At 58.4% G+C, this 19,992-nt stretch carries 19 protein-coding genes; 5 read left to right on the top strand and 14 right to left on the bottom strand.

The features are described 5' to 3' along the window. Positions 1-24 precede the first annotated feature (24 nt). From BUC26_RS16230 to BUC26_RS16210, 5 genes are all read right to left on the bottom strand, one after another. Positions 25-363 carry a tRNA-binding protein gene (locus BUC26_RS16230; RefSeq protein WP_073377665.1) on the bottom strand — a complete coding sequence of 113 codons (339 nt, stop codon included), beginning with the start codon at positions 361-363 and terminating at the stop codon, positions 25-27. Positions 364-520: 157 nt separating this feature from the next. Beyond that, on the bottom strand, positions 521-1,423 hold the full coding sequence (locus BUC26_RS16225; RefSeq protein WP_208609813.1) for a homocysteine S-methyltransferase family protein: 903 nt from the start codon (positions 1,421-1,423) through the stop codon (positions 521-523). A 170-nt stretch (positions 1,424-1,593) separates the two neighbouring features. Next, positions 1,594-5,958, bottom strand: coding sequence for an Ig-like domain-containing protein (locus BUC26_RS16220; protein ID WP_073377664.1), 4,365 nt, complete (start codon positions 5,956-5,958; stop codon positions 1,594-1,596). Between the two features lie 247 nt (positions 5,959-6,205). Then, the gene (locus BUC26_RS16215; RefSeq protein WP_073377663.1) at positions 6,206-6,784 is read right to left on the bottom strand and encodes a flavodoxin family protein; all 579 of its coding nucleotides are present in this window, start codon (positions 6,782-6,784) and stop codon (positions 6,206-6,208) included. Between the two features lie 117 nt (positions 6,785-6,901). Further along, complete coding sequence (locus BUC26_RS16210; RefSeq protein ID WP_073377661.1) at positions 6,902-7,162, bottom strand: aldo/keto reductase; 261 nt, start codon at positions 7,160-7,162, stop codon at positions 6,902-6,904. A 188-nt stretch (positions 7,163-7,350) separates the two neighbouring features. Between BUC26_RS16210 and BUC26_RS16205 the strand changes: the two genes are divergently transcribed. Beyond that, positions 7,351-8,238 (top strand): DMT family transporter, encoded by an 888-nt coding sequence (locus BUC26_RS16205; RefSeq protein WP_073377660.1) that lies wholly within the window; start codon positions 7,351-7,353, stop codon positions 8,236-8,238. Positions 8,239-8,316: 78 nt separating this feature from the next. Here BUC26_RS16205 and BUC26_RS16200 read toward each other — a convergent pair whose 3' ends face one another. From BUC26_RS16200 to BUC26_RS16190, 3 genes are all read right to left on the bottom strand, one after another. Next, the gene (locus BUC26_RS16200) at positions 8,317-8,718 is read right to left on the bottom strand and encodes a hypothetical protein (RefSeq protein ID WP_073377659.1); all 402 of its coding nucleotides are present in this window, start codon (positions 8,716-8,718) and stop codon (positions 8,317-8,319) included. A 66-nt stretch (positions 8,719-8,784) separates the two neighbouring features. Continuing rightward, positions 8,785-9,183: a c-type cytochrome gene (locus BUC26_RS16195; RefSeq protein WP_073377657.1), complete on the bottom strand. Its 399-nt coding sequence runs from the start codon at positions 9,181-9,183 to the stop codon at positions 8,785-8,787. 107 nt (positions 9,184-9,290) lie between these two features. Further along, positions 9,291-10,139, bottom strand: coding sequence for a restriction endonuclease (locus tag BUC26_RS16190; protein ID WP_073377656.1), 849 nt, complete (start codon positions 10,137-10,139; stop codon positions 9,291-9,293). A gap of 340 nt (positions 10,140-10,479) precedes the next feature. Here BUC26_RS16190 and BUC26_RS16185 point away from each other — a divergent pair, with 340 nt between their 5' ends. The 4 genes from BUC26_RS16185 to pcaD all read left to right on the top strand — a co-directional run bounded on the left by BUC26_RS16185 (position 10,480) and on the right by pcaD (position 13,191). Further along, positions 10,480-11,079, top strand: coding sequence for a hypothetical protein (locus BUC26_RS16185; RefSeq protein ID WP_073377655.1), 600 nt, complete (start codon positions 10,480-10,482; stop codon positions 11,077-11,079). An 83-nt stretch (positions 11,080-11,162) separates the two neighbouring features. Next, positions 11,163-11,390: a hypothetical protein gene (locus BUC26_RS16180; protein WP_143166046.1), complete on the top strand. Its 228-nt coding sequence runs from the start codon at positions 11,163-11,165 to the stop codon at positions 11,388-11,390. A gap of 68 nt (positions 11,391-11,458) precedes the next feature. Next, positions 11,459-12,376: an AEC family transporter gene (locus BUC26_RS16175; protein WP_073377652.1), complete on the top strand. Its 918-nt coding sequence runs from the start codon at positions 11,459-11,461 to the stop codon at positions 12,374-12,376. 23 nt (positions 12,377-12,399) lie between these two features. After that, positions 12,400-13,191 carry a 3-oxoadipate enol-lactonase gene (gene pcaD / locus BUC26_RS16170; RefSeq protein WP_073377651.1) on the top strand — a complete coding sequence of 264 codons (792 nt, stop codon included), beginning with the start codon at positions 12,400-12,402 and terminating at the stop codon, positions 13,189-13,191. A 75-nt stretch (positions 13,192-13,266) separates the two neighbouring features. Here the strand turns inward: pcaD and BUC26_RS16165 are convergent, their stop codons facing one another. The 6 genes from BUC26_RS16165 to metX form a co-directional block, all read right to left on the bottom strand. After that, on the bottom strand, positions 13,267-13,839 hold the full coding sequence (locus tag BUC26_RS16165) for an OsmC family protein (RefSeq protein WP_244155874.1): 573 nt from the start codon (positions 13,837-13,839) through the stop codon (positions 13,267-13,269). Positions 13,840-14,159: 320 nt separating this feature from the next. Beyond that, on the bottom strand, positions 14,160-16,106 hold the full coding sequence (locus BUC26_RS16160) for a sigma-54 interaction domain-containing protein (RefSeq protein WP_073377650.1): 1,947 nt from the start codon (positions 16,104-16,106) through the stop codon (positions 14,160-14,162). Between the two features lie 136 nt (positions 16,107-16,242). Then, complete coding sequence (cysK, locus tag BUC26_RS16155) at positions 16,243-17,166, bottom strand: cysteine synthase A (RefSeq protein WP_073377648.1); 924 nt, start codon at positions 17,164-17,166, stop codon at positions 16,243-16,245. A gap of 13 nt (positions 17,167-17,179) precedes the next feature. Next, a complete protein-coding gene (locus BUC26_RS16150; RefSeq protein WP_143166045.1) occupies positions 17,180-18,211 on the bottom strand; it encodes a serine O-acetyltransferase in 1,032 nt (343 codons plus the stop codon). Then, positions 18,208-18,831: a methionine biosynthesis protein MetW gene (gene metW, locus BUC26_RS16145; protein WP_208609812.1), complete on the bottom strand. Its 624-nt coding sequence runs from the start codon at positions 18,829-18,831 to the stop codon at positions 18,208-18,210. Before metW ends, BUC26_RS16150 begins: the two co-directional genes overlap by 4 nt. Further along, positions 18,815-19,984, bottom strand: coding sequence for a homoserine O-acetyltransferase MetX (gene metX / locus BUC26_RS16140; RefSeq protein ID WP_073377647.1), 1,170 nt, complete (start codon positions 19,982-19,984; stop codon positions 18,815-18,817). Before metX ends, metW begins: the two co-directional genes overlap by 17 nt. Positions 19,985-19,992 lie beyond the last annotated feature (8 nt).

The raw sequence follows: 19,992 nt of genomic DNA, 5'->3' as shown, positions 1-19,992 counted from the left end.
GCTTCTTCCCGGGTAACGGTGTTGCTACGCAAGGCGTGCGCCATTGCCAATGGTGGCATCGGGTACCGCCAAAACGACAGCACCATCTTCCCGGCTAAAACCGGTAACCAGACACTCCGACATGAACGGCCCGATCTGTTTTACGGGAAAATTCACGACAGCTATGACCTGTTTGCCGAGAAGTTCTTGCCGGGTGTACAGATCAGTGATCTGTGCGCTGGACTTTTTGACGCCGATGTCCTGGCCAAAGTCTACAAGCAGTTTATAAGCCGGTTTTCTGGCCTCGGGAAAATCCTGGACATCGACAATGGTGCCTACGCACAGTTCGACCTTCTGAAAATCTTGCCAATCAATGTAACTCATTCGTCTGATCCTTTCTTGTGGGGAGCTTGAAAAATTCGGAATTTCGCTCAAGATCGAGGCGCGCAAGAAAATTTTACCGCAGGCATATGCATGATATTCCGATGATAAAATTTGATTGCGCAACTGGTTTTAACCTGTCCCCCGCTAACTTTCACGATCAGCGCAGGGCGTCATGCAGGGCCTTGATATGGGCGGGGCCGATGCCGCAGCAGCCGCCGACGATCGATGCGCCCGCCTGTTTCCACATCCTGGCAAACCGCAGATAGACGTCCGGGGTGATGTCCCGGCGAAGCTCGGAGATCAACGTATTCGCCCGGATTTCATCACTTCCGGTTTTGGCGAAACTGTTGGCATAGCAACCGATGCGCAGCGGTACTCCGGCAACATCCACGGCAATTTTAATGGCGTCTACCATTTCTTCGGGGCCGCTGCAATTGAACAGCACGGCCTCGACCCCGGCTGTCGTTCGGGCAAAGGCGACCGCATCGTGGATCGCTTCACCGCTGCGCAGCGTAGTGGGTTGGGCCGCGTAATCCTCACGGTCAGTCAGGGTATAAGAAATCCAGATAGGTTTGTCGGTCGCTGTCAGGTGCGAGCAGGCAAAGCGGGCCTCGGAGATAGCCGAGGTGGTCTCCAGCAGCCAGTAATCAACCAGATCCTGCTGTTCTTCGATCAGGGGTGTAATAATGCTGTCGGCCTGCGAGGCATCGAAGTTCTGCGGTTCGTATGAGCCAAACAGCGGGGGAATGCATCCGGCAACCGTGACCTCCCTGTTCGCTTCATCTGCAGCGCGTCGGGCAATCTCCGCTGCCAGCCTGATCAGTCTGCGGCCGTCTGTCGCAAAGGTCTTGCTGTCGATGTGAAAGGGGACAACGGCGTAGGTGTTGGTCGTGATGACATCCGCCCCGGCCCCGATAAAGTTCTCGTGCGCCGCGCGCACAGACCCGGGTGCTTCCATGAGGGCCAGGGCCGACCATTCGGGCTGTCTGAACGGGGCGCCCATCGCCTGCAATTCACGGCCCATGCCGCCATCGAGAAGGGTAAAGGTGTTCAGGGACACAACTGCTCATCTCCCTGTTTGAGGAAACGGATGAAAAAAAACTTCGCCGCAGTTCCCTCAAGCATACCTCACCGGCGGTGATATTGCCAACCGCCCAACGGTGAGAACCTCAGGCGCCCGTTCGTCAGCAGTCTGCAACGCAGCCGCCCGGTCCGGAAGAGTGTGTCCTGCTAAGGAGGCGTCGACTCCCTCTGGAGTATGTAGACTGCCTCTTCCATACCGATCGCACCATCTCCATTGATGTCAGCCTCTTTCACGGCACCGGTCTGGTTGCCGGTCAGGACTTTCAGCGCAGAGATTGCGTCGGCAAGATCCACGGAGCCGTCGTTGTTTACATCTCCCGGGATCGTGACAACTCCACCGCACGGCAGTTGCACGTCGTCTCGCACCACATCGAACCAGAAATCTCCCAGGGCGTTGTAGCCCTGCTGGTTCGGGTGCGTCCAGTCGTTGCTGTACAAATCGTTGGACCAGATGGTGGCGGCATCGACCAGATAGACCGGCAGCCCTTCGTTCTGCTTCTCGGTTACCGCAGCGACGATCATGTCGTTGTAGGCGAGCGAATCGGGGTTGCCGACGCCGCCCATGGGAATGATCTTGGCGACGTACAACCTGCCGTCCGCCGGCAGCGCAGCGCAGATGTGATCGATCAGGCCGCGCAGGTTGGCCGGGGCCTCGGCCACGGTATCCTGGGCGATGTCGTTGGTGCCGAGGTGCATCATCACCACGTCCGGCGTGGAGACGGCAAGGTAGCTGTCGATCCCTGCCAGGATCTGTCCCGTCGTCCAGCCCGAGTGCCCCTCATGATCCGGGTCGTCGAGACCGGCCACCGAGTTGTTGTTGAGCGTTCCCACGAGATCGACGCCGCAGTCGAGGCCGTCGTTCTCCAGGTTTTGCCAGAACTTCAGGCGATATCCTCCCGGAATGGTGTACCCTTCCGTAATGGAGTCGCCGAGCGGCATCACCTTGATGACCCGTCCGACGGTAGGGGTCGTAACGGTGATATCCGCGGTATCGGTAAACCCGCCGTCCCCGGTGGTGGCGGTGATGGTGGCGCTGCCGAGTGCGTGGCCGAGCACATGGCCGAAATCATTCACCGAGGCGACCGAATCATTGCTCGAACTCCAAGTCACCGATGTATCGGTTGCATTACTCGGCGATACGGCAGCATGCAACTGCACGGTGTCGCCGTCGATGACGGCCGAGGCCGGTGTTACCGTTACGCCGGTGACCGGCACCTGCGGAATACTGCCGCCAAAGTAGATGTTGTCGAAATAGAGCGTGCCGGAGGCTGTTTGTGAGCCGCCGACACTGATCATCATATGCCGGATGGCGGTGAGGTCGATCCCGGTGGAGCCGGCGAGGCTGCTCACCGGTATCTCAAGCAGCGCGTAGTCCGTGGTCCTCGTCAGTTCATAGGTTTCGCTGTCCACCTCGTTGACATCGGAAAGCGTGACGCTGGCGTGGTTGCTCGCAGCGGTGGGCCCGTTGATGGCGATGACCAGCTTCTCATACGAGGAGATATCCACCGGGCTGATATTGAAGCCGAGCCCGGCCCACCAGTTTGAGAAATTGTAGGTAAACCGGTACTGCTTCGATCCTTCCTGGCCTCCACCGGTCAGCTCTGTCAGCGTGCCGTTCTGCGCCCAGGTGTTGAGCGCCATGCCGCCGACATCGCGGTACACAACCAGTTCCTCCGGGATGTCCTCGACGGTGACCAGGCAGGAATCGACAAAGCCGCCGTCTTCCGTTGTCGCGGTAATGGTCGCCGTGCCCGCTGCATTTCCCGAAACGATGCCGTTTTGGCTGACGCTGGCGACGCTGACGGCGTCCGAACTCCAGCTGATCGTCTGATTGATGGCATTGTCCGGCATAACGTTTGCGGCAAGCGTTTCGGAAGCCCCCTCGGGTATGGTCACGCTGGCCGGGGTAACCGTGATACCGGTCACCGCCACGTCGCTTACCGTTACCGTGCAGGAGTCGGTGAAGCTGCCGTCTACCGTGGTTACGGTAACGGTCGCGGTACCGGGCGAGACGCCGCGTACCCTGCCGCCGGCATCGACCGTGGCGACGGTCGGATCGCTCGATTCCCAGTCGAGGAGCCTGTTCGTGGCATCTGCCGGCGCAATGGTTGCCGTGAGCTGACTGCTGTCGCTGCCGTTGACGATAAGGGTCTCCGGAATCAGGGATACGCCCGTAACCGCAACGGGCGGTCCGGCAGGTTCGGCGATGGCCGCCAGGTAGCCGTACAGCGCCATTTTGCCGCGCATGGTCTGTCGCGGGGTGAACTCGTTGTGCGCCCAGACCCAGCGCGAGGGGTAATAGGTTTCACCCCTGGGCCAGGTGGCCAGCACGTTGCCCGGATAGCTGTCCTGCATCAGCTTCGACGGGGTGCCCATGGTCATGCCCGGATCCCAGTCATCGAGGTTCATATACGGCGTATGGCCGGGATGCACCCCGGGGACGCCGTCATACCTGCCGGAGGTGTAAGATTCCTGGACGCTTCTCTTGGATGCGAGCACGGTGGTTGCCGTCGTCATCTCGATCATGTTCAGCGGGTTTCGCCCCAGGCTCCAGTCCGCTTCAAGATTGAGGGCTGTGCGCAAATAGTCCCTGTCAAACTGGCTTTCCGTGACCGCGTGGGCGATGATCGTCCGGGTGACAAAGTGGGCGGTGCGCCAGTAGCCCGGAGGGTTGTAGGTCGCGCGGCGGGAAGGACGCGAGTTCATCAGATCGGCTTCCGTGCTTTTCGCTTCTGCGACGATCTGCGTCCTCATGGCGTCTTGCAGCGCCGGGTAATGAATCGGCCGCGGCGTGATCAGGTAGGCGGCAGTGCCATAGAGCTGGTTGCGGCCGGAGTTGTTCAGGGTTGCCGGGCCGCCGGAGCAGACGCTTTCGCTGAAGATGGCATCCTCGTAGGCGGTGTCGCCGGTTACGTTGTAGAGAAAGGCGGCCGCCATCATTTTCAGGTCGCGCCCCCTGAGTCTGCCGTCGTCAAGATCCAGGCCCTCGTCAAGCATCTGGTCCGTCAGCGAAGAGGCGTGGGTATAGGCTTCTGCTGCGGCATCCTGGTGGTCGGTCATCAGATCGGAACGGCCGGCGATGCGAAAGGCGTCGGCCAGCATGGCCGCGTTGGCCGCGTTGGCCCAGGCAGCAATGGGTGTCGGGCCGGCCTGAAAGAGTTCATTGCTGCCGTTCGGGTTGGTCAGGCCATGCGAGTACCCCGCACCGTCTCGCAAGCGGAGCCAGAAATCGACTTCATTGCGGGCCTCGTCGATGATATCGGGTATACCGTTGCCGCTTTCGGTGATCCCCAGATCATCGTCATCGATGGCGCCGTCCGACATGAGATACGGCAGCAGCAAGTCGTAAATATTGACGACATGGCCCAAGTGGCGGTCCCAGTCGGCTGCGTCGGAGTGGCCGCCCCAAGCGTTCGGGTTGGTGGTCGGGGGCGTGCTTTTGACGTACGGCACCCAGGCAGAGGGTTTATCCCATTTGTCCCCGTCCGTGAACGTGGACCAGTTCGGGTGGTAGGGCTGCATGGTCGTCAGATAGACCGTCGTATCCGCCGGACTCTGGCCGGGTATATAGAGTGGTGTCCGCGGTGGAGGGGAGATGTCTTTGGGATTGCCCTCGCCAATGCGCATATAAAAATAGCCGAGCAGCGATACGGCGTATGGGGCATGATACGCGTCTTCGGCGATTTCGAAATCCTGACTGCAACCCACGCCATCAACCACGAGGCGATAGGTGCCGGGCATGGCGGCTCCGGAAAAATCGATGGCCCAGACATCAGAGCCGGTCAGGTTGTAATTAAAGACATCGGTGCCACTCTGCTTCCAGAACTGGACGGTGCCGACGGCCTGCGCCGCCCCGGTGGCCACGTTGTGGAGATAGACCGTGTTGCCCTCGAACGAGGAGTAATCCCGGGGGCCGCCGCTGCCCAGCCAATGGTAGAGATCGGCCGCTTTGTGAGGCGCATCGGGGCTGTAGCCGACGAGATTGACGTGAATCGCCTCAGACACGCTGTTGAAGATATTGAAGGTAAACGATTCTTCCACTGAATCGCTGTTGATCGAAGCGTCGATGGCAAGCTGGTAGGACGCCCCTTGCTGTAGCGGGCTGGGCAGCTGCAGGTAGATCCAGTGTTCATAGGTGTATTCGTAGACATAATCGCTGCCGGACCAGCCCATTTCGGCGTGGCCGCTCAATTTTGTCTTACGCGAGCAGCTGAGCGGGATGCGGCCGTCCGGACCGTAGCCGGAATCATCGGCGGAGGAAATGGTCCAGTTGCCGGTCTGGGCTGCAGCACTCTTGTCGAGTTCGGGAGTATAGCGAAGGACCTGTTCTACCTTGTTGACTTCGTCCTGGTGGACAACATCGCCATCGGAGATGTTAACGACGAGGTACTCCCGGTCCAGGATATCGACACTGACGAGTCGCGCCGCCTGCACATCGCAGCAACAGGCAACAAGCAGCAGAACCAGGGACAGTTGGAGCGTGCAGAGGGGATGGTTTCTCACGGGGGTCACGCGTTTTCCTCCAGCTTTCATGAGTCGTCATATTCTCTACCCCCCGCTAGAGACCGCTTGCAAACGTAGCTTACGAATTGAAAACCATACCAGTACAGATCCGCTCAGGCAATATATTTAAATGAAATTCCGGTTAGATAGCGAAATTAAATTCCCATATATGGAGATACGATTCCAGCCACCTCTATAATCCTGTCGCTTTGTGTGCGATCCCCACCCGACCTTTGCCGGTGGACGCGGTGGACGGTTAGCTCTGGACGAGTTTTCCTCCCAGTCGATTTGCTTTTTTCTCAAGTGACGTGTTGATCTCTGTTGATTTTTTGGTTCCCGGTCTGGTTACCGTCCCGACAATTTTGTAACCGCCATAGTGCAGAACTTCCCTGACTGCCCGGAGAGCCCCCCTGCTTTCCGGAAGGATGACGTTGAATGGCCATGGCGTCGTGCACGCCGTCACGATTACGGCGCGCTTACCCTTCTGCCGCGGCGCTGTCATGCCCCGGGGGCTCTCCCCCATGAATACCGGAACATTGCGGTCGAACAGCAGTTTGAGCGGGGCGCACATGTTTCCCCAGTGGGTCGGTGTGCCGACAACCAGGGCATCGGCATCCCGTATCTTGTTCCCAACGGTATGCGCATCATCTTCGGGTAGAATGCAGAGTTCTTTTTCTCGGCAGACCATGCACCCCGTGCAGAACCTCATGTCGAGTCCACACACGTCAATCCACTCGATATCATGCTCCGCCGATACGTTTCTTATGACCGTCTTGAGAAGTGATGCGACTGATCCCCCTCGCCGGGGACTTCCGTTGAGCACGAGTACTTTCATCGTTTGGTCTCCATCGGCGGACTGATCTCCCGGTTTCGTGATGGCGGTATTGGTTTGCCGATACCGATGATGTCAGGCGCCATGGCGGCCGGCGGCCCGCAACGCCTGCATAACGGTTCAGCCGTTTATGCCGGCCATTCCCCACTCGTCGTAGCGATCGCCCATAACGCGTTCCGCCAGTGCATTCAGGGCCGACCGTTCAGCCTCGGTCAGGTGCACGTCGTAGGCGCCGAGATTCGACCTGAGATTGTCAAGTTTCGTCGTTCCGGTCAAAGTCAGTATATGTTCAGAGCGACCGAGGCCCCAGGCCAAGGCGACCTGCGCCGGAGTGCACGATTTTTTCGCTGCCACCGCTTCGATCTCGCCCGCGAGCGCCACGTTGGCGGCGGATGCTTCCCCCCTGATAGCGGGGAGTCGTCAAACGCCAGTCACCGGCTGGTGATTTGCCATCAGTATGTATTCAAAAGCTTATATTACAATAACAAGTCGGTTCAAATGGCATTTTTCTATTCGTTTTATCCGGAAAGGGTGGGTATTATCGGCATGCACCCTCAACAAGACCATCAATGACCTGGATCTTCTTCACCATTTTTGCTGCATTCATGCAGTCCATCCGCACCGCCGGGCAAAAGAAACTGACCGCCGACCTCAGTTCCGTAACGGTGAGTTGGGCACGGTATGGGTTCGGTCTGCCGGTGGCACTTGTCTACCTGGCCACTCTCAGTCTCTATTTTGATTTCGAGTTGGTGACGCTGCCAATCCGCTTCTGGCTGTTTGTCGTGCTCGCATCTGTCGCTCAATTGGCGGCGACCGTCTTACTGGTAATGGTTTTGAGTCTGCGCAATTTTGCCGTCGCGACGACCTATGCCAAAACGGAACCCCTGCTGGCTGCAGTGTTTGCCTTCGCCGTCTTTCATCGTTCGATCGGTGGTTTTGACTGGTTGGCCATTGCGCTTGGCTGTATCGGGATAGCCTTTGTCAGTGTCCGCAGATCACATCTGTCAGTGCGATCTCTGCTGGCGAACAAGGCTGCGGTGTACGGGCTGGCGGCGGGAGTGTGTTTTGCGATCACGTCGGTGCTGCTTCGCGAGGCCAGCCTCTTATCTCCGAGCGATCCGATGATCACGGCTGCTTTTGTGCTGTCGGTATCCATTGTTATCCAGGGGCTGCTGTGCACGGTCCTGGTACATCGTGAAGATCCCAGTAACTGGCGGCGGCTCAAAAAACACATGGGTATCGGCTGGTTTATCGGTGTTACCGGCGCACTGGGCAGTATCGGCTGGTTTACCGCATTCGCACTGCAGGAAGCGGCACTGGTGAAGACGCTTGGGCAAATTGAGTTTTTGTTCACGGTACTCATTACCACGCTCTTCTTCAAAGAGCGGATCCATCGGTACGAATGGATCGGCATGACCCTGGTTGTGCTTTCGATTCTGGTACTGCTGCAAACGTGAACAGCCCGTTTGATGAATTGCCGCTGGCCGTTCAACTTGCCGTGTATATCAGATGGGAATTCTCCCTGCTAGCTCATACTACACCCACCCCCTCAGCTTGGCAGCGATGTATGGTGCAAGAGCCGTCAACACGAGGACGACGAGCCAGATGTTGCCATCCTTGAACGTATAGGCTTCAAGCAACTCGGGCCACGACTTGCCTTGCCAGAGCCCGAAGGAGAACTCAAAGACGAGGGTGAGTGCGAGCCACCCCAAGCCAACGAGCCAGAGATGCACGGGGTGGCCGATGTGCAGCCACGGCAGAGATATGTATGCAACACCAATAATAATAGCCGACAGCAGCACTCCACTCAGCAAGAGTGCGGCCGGCGTTCCAAACGCCGGTGTGAGTAAAGACTCGCGCAACACTCCATTGGCAATCGCCAGAACAAGAATGACAACCCAGATCCCCAATGCCTTTAGTGCGACTATCGTAAGCATCTATTGCGTTTCATCGTTGAACCGTGGACGTAACCGATGAGATCCCCGGTTCGTTGTGTCGGTCGGTTAGCTGTTCGGGTCATCTATTAATGATCGTATATAGTTAATGATATTCCAGATTTCTTTTTCAGACAGGTGGTCTTCAAATGATGGCATATCGTCATTTCCGTTCACTATTTTCCAATGAAAATCACCATCAGAATGCGTCTGAAGGTTGCTTGGCAGGTTTGGAGTATCCACCCTGAGGCCGGTTTTTTCCTTTGAGAATCCAGCTCCTTTGATGCCATGACAAGATGCGCACAGCTCCGTAAAGAGAGCTTCGCCGTGTTGCACAGATTCTGTTGAGACTGGTGCCGGGTTCTTTCTCTTTGCTGCATCCTCAGGTGCCATCCAACTATGGCCAAAAGACGGTTTGTCGAGAAAGAGTAAGAGTAGTACGGGAAAAAGACATAGAATTGTTTTCATGATGTTACTTTATCCTTATGGCCAGAGCTGGAAAGCCTTAAATCACTGAACGTTGAATTAACCGGCGAGCTCAGCGAGTCCGTGTTAAATGACTGGTTATTCATCATTTATTCTTTTAAAAGTCTATTTTGCTTTATTCTTGTATAGATAACACTTGCTATCAAGGAACCTGCGACTCCTAATAGCAAACCCATAGAATAGTCAAATATAGTTTGGTAGGTTGATTTTCGACCTATAGCCTTACTAATCACTTCATATTGTTCTTTAGTTAATTTTTCCAGTTCTTTAGCTTTTTGGTATTCTATTTCTATAGCTTTTGTTTCTTTCTCTGTTTGGATCATATCTGCCTTTATATCATCCAAATAGTTCTCTAAATTTTTGAGACTGCCTAAAGCTAACTCTACCTTTTCAATACGTTCATTTAAAAGTGGCTTTTCAGGTTCAGCAAAGAAAAGGTAAGTGGATATAAAAGACCCCAAAATTGAAGATAAAGCGCCGAGGAAGCCAATAACAAAGAGTGATCTCTGCTTTCTACTTCTTGATCTTGCTGCCTTAAGCTCTTCTTGCTCTAACTCATTTTTTTCCTGTAGCTTGCTTGTGATTTCGTCGTAATCAAGGATAGTTAATTGAAGATCAGGAAAAGACTGTATAAGTCTTTTTCTGCTTACTTGGTTAACAGACGAGGAGGTAATTAAAAGTATTTCATCAAAGGTGTAGTTAGAGGATAATATTTGTTTTAGAACTTTTTGGATTGTTTGAAATGAGATTTTTCTTAAATGCTTGACTTGAACTACAACTGAACTACCGTTTTTCTCACAAGTTATATCAACACCTTGATCATTTACTCCACCTACTAATTTAATATTTTCATAACCATAATAAACCAGCAGATGTGCGCATAACCTCTCAAATTCTTGTGGTGTCAAATTGTATAAGTCTTCAATCACATTTTGCATTTCATGATCTTCTTTCAATATATTTAATTAGTTTTAGCTGAATAACGTTAATTAGGCGAATTCGCGGTTAGTACTTATTTGGCCGGCTTAAGTGGTTTTCATCAATCTCTCAGGCTTCTCCTACCTGCCGTCCATGCTGTTCTCTCAGACGGGAATTATTACCATCCAGCGGCTCTATGTCAGAGAAATGTCAGAACAATAAGGTAAGCTAGCTCATTGTTAGGATCACCGCAACTAGAATTTTCCTGCTGATCGAAATGAGAAATAATTACAAAATAACTACTTAGACGTAATTCGCCTAAGTGGGGAAATCTGTTATTCGGGTTGTGCTGGAGGGGGTATGGATACATCACGCGATATAAGATTTCAGGATGCATCGTTTGCAGAGTTTCTATTAAAGAGCAGTATTGTAAAACCAGGATCGGAGCCGCACCTTGTTCGATGGGTTGGGTTGTTTTTTCGGTTGCGTTGCAAGTGGCAGAATTACCTCTGGCATGAACAGCTCGAGTTCTTCCTTGGTCATCTCAAAAATGAGCGTATTATTCCACGTTGGCAGGTAGTTCAGGCTGAACAGGCCGTCCGACTGTACTTCGTTCATTTTTTGGGAAGCAGTACGGAGCCGAAATCGCTGGTGGAGATAGACGAACAGGGCATGTTTGACACCGCCTCTTCTCTTCAACAACTTGTCACCACCTTGAGGTTGAAGCGTTATGCCAGAAGAACTGAGAAAATAAGACGGGATATCGGCGACATGAAAGAAGCGCTACGTGGTCAGCAGAGAAGGCGGCTGCCTGTGGTGTTATTAGTATCTGAGACACAACGCCTCCTTGGCCAATTTGAGGGAACGGTCAGTCCACTCGATCGTCTTGGGGATCATGGATGCTCATCAGTTGCGGTGAGTGGCAGCCAGGGAAAACCAGCGGAAGGAAGTGCCGATTGAGAGGTCCTGAGATCCGGACTGTGTTTTCAGGTATTGAGATGCTATAGTGGTTTCATCTGCGTTTATGGCCGGGGTGCGATAGAATGGAATCAGGAAAACGAGCGGTGGTGTTGCAGGTTGTATTTTACGGGGGGCTGACGTTGCTTGCCGTGTTGGTCATGGTCTGCGGACTTGGCTTGGCGTTCGGTAGCAGAATGGCCAGCGTGTTCGGGTTCTTCGGGGCGCTGGCAATGCTTGGCGTCTTGAGTTTGTTGGTGTGGAAGATTCGTGCTGAGGCCAACCGGGGACGGGATCCGATGTCGCGCGGTTAGGGGAGGGGGCCGGGAGGTGCGGTCCCGGTTGAGAGTCGGGCAGATTCGCTTATCGGAGCCACGCTATCATGCAGGCGATCGTCGCCACCTTTTTCAATCCTATCCTGCCGGTGTTCGCGATCATGCTGGTCGGCCTGTTTTTTGGCCGGCGCGGTTTCTTTGATAACGCCAGCGCCCAGGCGATAAACCGCTTCGTTTTTTTCGTGGCCGTGCCGGCGCTACTCTTCTCGCTGCTCTCCGATGCGGCGTTTCGGCAGGTGGACTGGCGATTGCTGGTTCTCTATTTTGTCTCCGAGATGATTCTCTTTGCCGTCGGTGCGGCGCTGGCCCGGCTGGTGTTCCGGCGGGACTGGGGTGAGGCGCTGCTGATTGGCATGGCCTCCTGTTTCGTCAATCACGTGTTTTTCGTGCTGCCCATCGCCCAGTTTCTCTATGGCGACCAGGCGGCCATCCCGATCACGGCGGTGATTGTCGTCGACACCACGGTGATTTTCGCCGGTACCATTATCGGTCTTGAGATTGCCTCGCACCGTGATGAACCGCTGTGGAAGGTGGGGCGGTTCTTCCTGCGCAACCCGGTCCTGGTCGCCATCGCGCTCGGTCTGGCAGTGAATGTACTCGGGCTGGAGATGCCGGCCGGCATCCGCACCTTCTGCACGTTTACCGGCAGCGCCGCCGCGCCCGCTGCGCTGTTCTCGCTCGGGGTTATCCTGGCCGGGGCCGGCGGCCGCGGCTGGGACGGGGTGGCGGTGGCGACCACCGGCCTGAAGGTGCTGCTTCACCCGCTGGTGGCCTGGCTGCTGTTCCAGGGGTTGACCGGGGTGGATCGGATCGGCGGGGAGGCGACCCTGCTGATCGCCGCCGGACCGTGCGGGGCGATGCCGTTCGTGCTGGCCCTGCAGTACCGGATTGCGTCGGCGAGCATCGGCCGGGCCATCGTTTATTCGACCATCGCCTCGCTCTTCACGCTGGCGGTGCTTGCCTGAATTCAAACCAGTAAGGAGTGGCCATGAAGACAACCATTACCGCCAACGGCATAGCCATCAATTACCGGCTGGACGGTCCTGTTGGGGCGCCGGTGGTCATGCTGAGCAACAGCCTGATGTCCAATTACACCATGTGGGACGACCAGATGCCGCTGCTCGCCGCGACCTATCGCGTCCTGCGCTACGACCAGCGCGGCCACGGCGGCACCGAGGCCCCGGTCGGATCCTATTCCATCGAGCAGCTGACCACGGACGCGGTCGCTCTGATCGAGGCGCTCGGCATCACGGCGGTTCATTTCGTCGGTTTGTCGATGGGCGGTTTTACCGGTCAGCTGCTGGCCATGGACTATCCCGACAAGGTGCGCTCCCTCTGTCTCTGTGATACTGCCTGTGCGATGCCGCCGTCGTCGCTGTGGCAGGAGCGGATCGACATCGCCCGGCGGGACGGAGTTGCGGCGCTCATGCCGGCTACCCTGGAGCGCTGGTTCACCAAGAAGTTTCGCGAATCGGGCGATCCGCGGCTGGACAAAGTGCGGGAGATGATCCTCGGTACCGAAGTCGATGGGTATATCGGCTGCGCTGCGGCGATCCGCGATATGGATCTGTGCGGCCGACTAGCTGAAATCGCTTCGCCGACCCGGGTCATCGTCGGCGCCGACGATCCGGCCTGCCCGCCGGCCTATGCCCAGACCCTGCATCAAGGCATTGCCGGCTCGTCGCTGGTGGTGTTGCCGGATGCCGCCCACCTGCCCAATATCGAGCAGACTCAGTTGTTCAACGAGGCGTTGCGGGAATTTCTTGCCGGAGGAGCCTGACCGGTGGAAGGGCAACGCCGCGGCACGGACCAACGGTGCCCGTGCCGCGCTGTTGCTTGTTGTGCTGCGTCGAGATTAGCGGTCAAGCTCCACCGAGACCGGCACGGGCCGGGTGAAGGTGTCGAAAACCGGGGAGTAGGTCGGCCCCAGCTTGACGATCTCGGCGAGTTTTTCCGGCGGGGCATCGGCGTCGATCTTCACGAACATCCGGATCTGCTTGTAGCCGCGCGGCACGTCGTCGCGCAGACCGAGGAAACCCTGCAGGTCGATGTCTCCCTCCAGCCGTGATTCCATCGCATGAATAGTGACCCCGCGGGCTGCCGCGTGGTAGACGATGGATGTGGTCACGCAGGCAGCCAGTGCGGTCAGTGCGTATTCCACCGGGTTAGGGCCGTTGTCTTCGCCGAGCAGGACGGGCGGTTCGTCGGCGTCGAGGGTGAACGGTTCTTTTCGCTCATGTTCCTGCTGGGTACCGTAGAAGTTGGTGATCGTGGTGCGGTTGTGTCCGCCGCCGAGCCACTTGTTGTTGGCCCGGAACCTGAACGTGGCGACCACCGGGGCTGCTTTGACGGCATCGATGGTGCCGAAGAGTTTGTCGACATCGACGCCATTGACCATGTTTGCCTGTACCTGTGCTTGCTCTTGCATTGTCGGATCCTCCGCTAGGGGGTTTTTGGGGTTTAGTGCTGCCGCCTGTTGTCGGCGGCGGTCACCCAGGTAATTACAGGAAGCGTGCCATCCGGGATAAAAAAAATAAAATAAGGTATTACAGAATCTTATGTTTAAGATGGTGATTATTGGGGGAAACCGACATTTCGTGAGTCACGAGATGTCGTGAGCGGTTTTGCCGAGATCTCGGTAGGGCGCAGATGTGCAGAAGGCGGCGGCATGGGGGGGACGATGTGAGGTAGGTCGGACTGGAGTGTGTGGTCAGTGCGGGCGGGCCATCTGACGGCAGCGGTGCGGGATCAGGCCGGGCGTTTGATGGCCAGTGCTTTCATGCGGGATTGCAGGGTCGAGGCCGGCATGCCGAGCAGCCGGGCGGCCCCGTTTTCACCGGAAACCCGCCAGCCGGTTGTGCTCAGGGCGAGCAGCAGGTTGTCCCGCTCCATCTGCTGGAGTTGGCTGCTGGTTAGGATTGCACCCGGGGGAGCCGCTTCCGGGGCGGCCTGTCGGCCCGGATCCAACTCGCCTGCCGGGGGGTGCGGCAGGGCGTAGTCGAGGTTCAACTCCCCGTGCCGCGCGGTGATGACGCCTCTTTCGATGACGTTTTGCAGCTCACGGACATTGCCCGGCCAGCAATAGGTGCGCAGGCGTTGCAGCAGGCGCGGAGAGAGCGGGGCGATCCGCTTGCCCAGCCGGGCTACATACTTCTCCAGGAACCCGTTGGCGAGCAGGGTGATGTCGTCACCCCGTTCCCGCAGCGGCGGGATGGTTATCGGGAAAATGCTGAGGCGGTAGTAGAGATCCATGCGAAAGGTTCCTTGCCGAACTTCCTCCAGCAGGTCGCGATTGGTCGCGGCGATCACCCGCACGTCCACCTGTCGGTTTCGGGAACTGCCGACCGGTGAGAACTCTCCTTCCTGGAGCACCCGCAGGAGTTTCGCCTGCATTTCCAGGTTCAGCTCGCCGATTTCGTCAGGAAAGATGGTACCGCCGTCGGCCAGGCTGAAGCGGCCCTCACGGCGCTGGGTCGCTCCGGTAAAGGCGCCCTTCTCGTGGCCGAAGAACTCGCTTTCCAGCAAGGTGTCCGGAATTGCCGCACAGTTGACGGTGATCATCGGCCGGTTCTTCCGGCTGCTGGCGGCGTGAATGGCGCGGGCCAGCAATTCCTTACCGGTGCCGGTCTCCCCGAAGAGCAGCACCGTGGAATCGGTGGGAGCGACTTCAGCGATCAGCTCCATGATGGCCCGGAGCGGCCGGCTGCGGCCGATGATTTCGCCGTGACCGGCCAGGGTCTGCACCTCACTGCGCAGGTAGTCGGCTTCTCCCTGCAGCAGGGCGATGGTTTGTGCCGATTCGTAGCGCTCGTTAACGTCCCTGAGGATCAGCACGTAAAAAGGTGGGCCGGACGTGTCGAGTTGAGACAGCGTCGCTTCGGTGCGGATAGTCTTGCCCTGCCTGGTTGTCACCGTCAGACCGTCGGGTATCCAGATGCTGCGCTCGTTCTTCGACCGCTCCTGCAGTGCCTGGATAAATGAGTGGAGCCGGGCGTAATCGCCGCCGGCCAAAAACGGCTCAAAGTCCCTGCCGGTCGGGTCGCTTTCGCTGATGGCAAACAGCTTTCGCGCCGCCGGGTTGAGCATCGCGATCCGGAAATGTTGATCGAGTTCGAGGATGGCATCAAGGGCCCCGTCGAACACGCCGCGCAGTTTTGCCTCCCGATCCTGTAATTCCGCTTCGGACCGGAGGCGCAGCATCTCGGCCGTGGCTCTGGCGGCAAAGATGCGAAACAGGGCGAGGTTGCGAAACGAGTCGGGGATCGGGCGCCGGTCGACGATGGCCAGATTGCCAAGGATCATGCGCTGCTGGTCGAGCAGGGGAAAACCGATGTAACTCACCGCCCCGATCTTCGGCAGGTCGGGGTCCCCCGGGAAGAGCTCGACCACGTTCTCCGGAATGTGCAGGTAGGTCTTTTCCCGGAGCAACACTTCACAGGGGGTGCCGGTGATATCGTATTCGTAGTCTTCGATGTAGTTGTCGCCGAGCCAGAAGGCGAGGGAGCGGAGCCGCCTGGTGCTTTCTCGGTATTCAGTTACCCAGGCGCCATAGGTCCCGAGGGCAAGGCTGAGATTCCGGACCAGTGCCCGGAAGAAGTCCGAGCCGGTCTCCGCTGCCGTGCCATCGCTGATAGCGCGCAGCAGCATATCCTCATTGGCCGGGGCTGCCGGGTGTCTGGCTGGTGGATGCTCCATGATGCTCTATCGGCTGGAGACAAGAATACTCGTCTCTTTCTGATAAGCATGGTTGGCTCGATAATCCAGCCGGGTATGGCACTATCCGGGCGAGTTGTCCGACCTCGTCTTTGCCGATATCACCCCTTGCGGCCCGTCAATCGTCTTTGACGACCAGGTCGGTGCTTAGGTAGCGCTCGCCGGTGTCGGGTAGCACGACGACGATGGTCTTGTCCGTGTTCTCCGGGCGCTGGGCCACCTGCAGTGCCGCCCAGGCGGCGGCCCCGGAGGAGATGCCACAGAGGATGCCCTCGCCGCGGGCGAGTTGCCGGGCGGTCTCGATGGCGTCCTCGTTGGTGACCTGGACGATCTCGTCGATGATCCCGGTGTTCAGGATGTCCGGCACGAAGCCGGCGCCGATGCCCTGGATCTTGTGCGGTCCCGGTTGGCCTCCGGACAGTACTGGCGAGGCAGTCGGCTCGACGGCCACGATCTTCAGGCCTGGCTTGCGCTCTTTGAGGACTTCCGACACCCCGGTGATGGTGCCGCCGGTACCGACACCGGCAACGAAGATATCGACGGCGCCCTTGGTGTCGTGCCAGATCTCCTCGGCGGTGGTCTTGCGGTGCACCTCCGGGTTGGCAGGGTTGGCGAACTGGTTGGGCATGAAGCTATCCGGATGGCTTTCGAGCAGTTCCTCGGCGGCAGCGATCGCCCCTTTCATACCCTTGGCAGCCGGGGTCAGTACCAGTTCGGCACCGAGGTGTTTGAGCAGCATGCGGCGCTCCACGCTCATCGACTCCGGCATGGTCAGGATCAACCTGAGCCCCTTGGCGGCGCAGACGAAGGCGAGGCCGAGGCCGGTGTTGCCACTCGTCGGCTCGATGACGACGGTGGTTTCCTTGATCAGGCCGTCCCTGATTCCGGCCTCGATCATCGCCACGGCGATGCGGCACTTGACGCTGCCCATCGGGTTGCGCGATTCCTGTTTGGCCAGGATGGTGGCGCCGCTTTCCTTGCCGAAGTGCTGCAGGGCGAGCAGCGGGGTACAGCCGTAGGTCTCGGTTAATGCAAGGGCCATGGGTTCCTCCTTGTCACGCGTCGGCGCGCGAGTGTTGGTAGATCAGCTCCGGTCGTTTGAGCACCACCTTGGTGCCGGCGGGCACGCTCTCGGTGAGCCAGATGTTGCCACCGATCACCGAGCCGGCGCCGATGACCGTGTCGCCCCCGAGAATGGTGGCGTTGGAATAGATAATCACGTTGTCCTCAATGGTCGGGTGGCGTTTCTTGTGTTTCATTTTTTCACCGGCATCGCGGGGCAGCGACAGGGCACCGAGGGTGACGCCCTGGTAGATCCGGACGTTGCTGCCGATGACGGTGGTCTCGCCGACCACCACTCCCGTGCCGTGGTCGATGAACAGTCCCGGGCCGATGGTAGCGCCGGGGTTGATGTCGATGCCGGTCTCGCCGTGCGCCCACTCGGTCATGATGCGCGGTATGATCGGCACGCCGAGCGCGTGCAGTTCGTGAGCCATCCGGTAGACGGTGATGGCGCGCAGACCGGGGTAGGAGAAGATGATCTCGTCCGGCCCGTTGACCGCTGGGTCGCCCTCCAGCGTGGCGCGGATGTCCTGAGCCAGGATCGAGGCGATGTCCGGCAACCGCTCGATGAACTGGTAGGCCATCTCGTTGGCCCGCACCTCGCAGTTGGTGCAGGGCTGGCCGTGGCGCCGGCAGTCGTGGCGGATGGCCATGGTGATCTGCTCGGCTAGCTTTTCGTAGAGCTCGGCGGTTTCGTTGCCGATATAGTACTCCAGGTTGGCGGCGTGCAGTTTGGCCGAGGTGAAATAGCCGGGGAACAGGATGCGGCGGGTCTGCTCGATGATCGTGACGACGGCTCCGTGCGAGGGGATGGAGACCGGGCTGATGTGATCGTAGCACTCCTTGGTGCTCCAGGATTGCATCAGTCGCTCCACCACGCCGGGCACCAGGTGATGTTTCGACGAGGCGCTCACTTTCTGGTGTTCGCAGATGTCCGTGAGTACGGTGGCACCGGTTCGAGTACGGCACGGTGCGCCGTTCAGTGTACAGGTTGCCGGGCTGGGGGTGCGTTTGTCTGTGGTCATGTCTGTTTCTCGATGATAAAGATCCCGTAGGAGGCTCGCAGGTCGGTCCAGCGGCTGATGACGCTGCCGCTGCCGGTGTCTGCATCGGTCTTGACGGCGATTTCATCGACGATCCGGTAGCCGACGTCGCGGGCAAACCGCCGGAAGTCCTTCAGTGTGATGACTCTGATGTTGGGAGTATCATACCAGTTGTAGGGCAATTCTTCACTCTTCGGAGCCATTCCTTTGAGCAGCAGCTGCAGACGGATCGAATAGTGGCCGAAATTCGGGAAGCTGACGATGAAGCGGCGGCCGATCCGCGACAGCGAATAGAGCAGCCGGGCCGGCTCCCAGACCTGCTGCAGGGTCTGGCTGAGGATGACGTAATCGAAGCACTTGTCCGGGTAATCGTCGACCTCCTCGTTCATGTCGCCCTGCACGACGCTCAGGCCGCGACTGATGCACAGGGCCGCCTTGGTCTTGTCCTGCTCGACGCCGCTGCCGATCACCTGCTTGTTCTCGGCCAGCCAGGCGAGCAGATCGCCGGAGCCGCAGCCGAGGTCGAGAACCCGGCTGCCCGGTTCGATCTTCGAGGCGATGACCCGCAGGTCGAAGCGCATGGTGTCAGGAACGGCGGACATTGTCGAGAAATCCTCCCACCAGGCTGCCGAGTCGTTTGTCGGGTATTAAAAAAGCGTCGTGACCGCAGTCGGCCTCGATCTCGCAGAAACTGACGTTGAGCCCGACCCGCTTGAGCGCCTTGACCAGTTCCCGGGCCTGGTAGGTCGGGTAGAGCCAGTCCGAGGTGTAGCTGATCACCAGGAACCTGGTGGCCGCCCCGGTCAGGTCGCGGATCGAGCGGGCCGGCGGACGGCGCTCGACCAGGTCGAAATAGTCGGCGGCCTTGGTGATATAGAGCAGCGAGTTGGCGTCGAAGCGGTGGACGAACTTGGAACCCTGGTGGCGCAGGTAGCTCTCCACTTGGAAATCGACGTCGAAGCCGTAGCCGACCCGCTCACGGTCCTGCAGCCGCCGGCCGAACTTGCGGCGCAGCGCCTCGTCGGAGAGATAGGTGACATGGCCGATCATCCGGGCCACCGCCAGGCCGAGGTGCGGCGGTTCGCTGTCGTAGTAGTTGCCCCGGTTCCAGAGCGGGTCGGCCATGATCGACTGGCGGGCCACCTCGTTGAAGGCGATGGCCAGCGCCGAATGGCGCATCGTGGTGGCGACCGGGATGGCGGCGCGGACCATCTCCGGGTAGCGGACGCACCACTCGAGTACCTGCATACCGCCGACGGAGCCGCCGATCACCGCCAACAGCGAAGATATGCCGAGGTGGTCGAGCAGCGCCTTCTGCGTCTCGACGATGTCGCCGATGGTCATCATCGGAAAATCGGGGCCGTACGGCCGGCCGGTGCGCGGGTTGATCGACGACGGGCCGGTGGAGCCGGAACAGCCGCCGAGGATATTGGCGCAGATGACGAAACAGCGGTCGGTATCGAGTCCCTTGCCCGGGCCGATCAGGCTGTCCCACCAGCCGGGCTTGGCGCCGGGCGGATCGTCCTTGTAATAGCCGGCGGCGTGCGAGTCGCCGGAAAAGGCGTGGGCGACCAGCACCGCATTGTCCCGTGCCGGCGACAACTCTCCCCAGGTCTCGTAAGCGATGGTGATCGGACCGAGCCGGGCGCCGCTCTCCAGCGTCAGCTCGCCCGGCGGCTCACCAAAGGTGAACAGTTTCTTTTCGCTGGTGCCCGCCGAGCCGACTTGCAGATGGGTCTCGATCGTCTGATTCATCGGAGTCG

Origin of the sequence: Desulfofustis glycolicus DSM 9705 (assembly GCF_900130015.1) — a bacterium.
Taxonomy (GTDB): domain Bacteria; phylum Desulfobacterota; class Desulfobulbia; order Desulfobulbales; family Desulfocapsaceae; genus Desulfofustis; species Desulfofustis glycolicus.
This window is presented reverse-complemented; position numbering and strand designations above follow the sequence as displayed.

Excerpts from the sequence above, each read along its gene's own strand:
- pcaD (WP_073377651.1), top strand. The coding sequence starts at position 12,400 with ATGAAGACAACCATTACCGCCAACGGCATAGCCATCAATTACCGGCTG.
- BUC26_RS16205 (WP_073377660.1), top strand. The coding sequence starts at position 7,351 with ATGACCTGGATCTTCTTCACCATTTTTGCTGCATTCATGCAGTCCATC.
- BUC26_RS16150 (WP_143166045.1), bottom strand. The coding sequence starts at position 18,211 with ATGACCACAGACAAACGCACCCCCAGCCCGGCAACCTGTACACTGAAC.
- BUC26_RS16165 (WP_244155874.1), bottom strand. The coding sequence starts at position 13,839 with ATGCAAGAGCAAGCACAGGTACAGGCAAACATGGTCAATGGCGTCGAT.
- BUC26_RS16195 (WP_073377657.1), bottom strand. The coding sequence starts at position 9,183 with ATGAAAACAATTCTATGTCTTTTTCCCGTACTACTCTTACTCTTTCTC.
- BUC26_RS16215 (WP_073377663.1), bottom strand. The coding sequence starts at position 6,784 with ATGAAAGTACTCGTGCTCAACGGAAGTCCCCGGCGAGGGGGATCAGTC.
- BUC26_RS16190 (WP_073377656.1), bottom strand. The coding sequence starts at position 10,139 with ATGCAAAATGTGATTGAAGACTTATACAATTTGACACCACAAGAATTT.
- BUC26_RS16230 (WP_073377665.1), bottom strand. The coding sequence starts at position 363 with ATGAGTTACATTGATTGGCAAGATTTTCAGAAGGTCGAACTGTGCGTA.
- BUC26_RS16175 (WP_073377652.1), top strand. The coding sequence starts at position 11,459 with ATGCAGGCGATCGTCGCCACCTTTTTCAATCCTATCCTGCCGGTGTTC.
- metX (WP_073377647.1), bottom strand. The coding sequence starts at position 19,984 with ATGAATCAGACGATCGAGACCCATCTGCAAGTCGGCTCGGCGGGCACC.
- BUC26_RS16185 (WP_073377655.1), top strand. The coding sequence starts at position 10,480 with ATGGATACATCACGCGATATAAGATTTCAGGATGCATCGTTTGCAGAG.
- cysK (WP_073377648.1), bottom strand. The coding sequence starts at position 17,166 with ATGGCCCTTGCATTAACCGAGACCTACGGCTGTACCCCGCTGCTCGCC.
- BUC26_RS16160 (WP_073377650.1), bottom strand. The coding sequence starts at position 16,106 with ATGGAGCATCCACCAGCCAGACACCCGGCAGCCCCGGCCAATGAGGAT.
- BUC26_RS16200 (WP_073377659.1), bottom strand. The coding sequence starts at position 8,718 with ATGCTTACGATAGTCGCACTAAAGGCATTGGGGATCTGGGTTGTCATT.
- BUC26_RS16180 (WP_143166046.1), top strand. The coding sequence starts at position 11,163 with ATGGAATCAGGAAAACGAGCGGTGGTGTTGCAGGTTGTATTTTACGGG.
- metW (WP_208609812.1), bottom strand. The coding sequence starts at position 18,831 with ATGTCCGCCGTTCCTGACACCATGCGCTTCGACCTGCGGGTCATCGCC.